This is a genomic window from Polynucleobacter sp. 35-46-11, assembly GCF_002281105.1.
On the sequence record NZ_NCFJ01000681.1, the window covers coordinates 1 to 1165 of the forward strand.

At 43.2% G+C, this 1165-nt stretch carries 2 protein-coding genes; one reads left to right on the plus strand and one right to left on the minus strand.

Going from position 1 to position 1165, the window contains the following annotated elements:
- Positions 1-429 (plus strand): flagellar protein FlaG (locus tag B7Y67_RS18740; protein ID WP_293599924.1); only part of this gene is annotated, 429 nt, incomplete at its 5' end.
- A 51-nt stretch (positions 430-480) separates the two neighbouring features.
- Here B7Y67_RS18740 and B7Y67_RS18745 read toward each other — a convergent pair.
- The coding region (locus B7Y67_RS18745; protein WP_293599925.1) for a flagellin at positions 481-1165 on the minus strand (685 nt) is incomplete at its 5' end.

The window sequence follows — 1165 nt, forward strand, 5'->3', positions numbered from 1 at the left end:
AGAAAAATCATGTCAGGTGTAGTTTTTTCAACAGGAAATGTGGCAAGCACACAGTATGCAAATGTGTCGCAAAGTACAAGCACGCCTGTAGACACTGCCCCAATAAAGATTGCCACTCCTGCTGTTCCAAGCGATGCGGAAATAGTTTCTAAGGTAGCTAGCACCGAAATAAAGCCCTCTAATGTTGCTGAAACAGCCCAAGCAGCCAGAGTTGCAATTGATAGAGCGGCTGAACAAATCCAAAGCTTTGTTCAATCCATGGGGAGAGATCTGAAGTTTTCAGTCGATGGTGCAACTGGATATCATGTTGTAACAGTTACCAACCCCCAAACTGGTGAGGTTGTACGGCAAATGCCATCCCCGGAGTTGCTCAAAATAGCCCAAAGCTTGCCCCAGTTTAATAGCGGGTTAGTTCATCAAAAGGCATGATGTAAATGGCTCTTAAGCATTAAGGCCATTTACAAGTGAAAGTGTCAAACATCAAGGCTTGATGTCATCCCAAAGCCGCATTAAGGTTTTGACAACACTAGGCATTTCATTGGCCACCTTCATTGCATTTGTAGCAGCAAATTCACGAACATAGCCTTTCCCAAGATTTGCTGATTCGGCAGCAAAATCTGTACTTACCAAGTCTGAATTTGATTGGCTCAAGTTAACACTTTGTGATTTGAGATTGGAGTTAATTTCGCCGATGCGGTTCATTTGAGACCCAAGCGCACTTCTCTCGCTTGCAATGTAGTTAACAGCTTTATCTGATTCTGTAGATAAGACATTAAAGGTGCTTTGCCACAATTCATTGGAGGTGTTAGCGCCATAAGCATTTAATGTTTCAATGGATTTTGCTAGAGCAACCATACTCGAGTTGTTTATATCTAGTGCTTCGGCGGGGGATCCGACAATAATTCGGGCAGCCTGAGTTGCATCCCAAGGTTGAGTTTTAGTGGTGATATTCAGCGTTAAACCAGTTGTTGTGTCTGTAAAAATATTCGTGTCATCGGTGATGCGACGACCGTTGATGGTGAGATTGGCATCTCTTGCAATGTCAATTCCTGTTACTGAGTTTTTTAGTACTAAGTTAGATGTAAAGTTTGAGTTCCAATTGGCTGACCCATAGCTGTAAGCAGCGCTAGGGGGCTGATCTCGCGTTCCTAGATTCGTATATTGA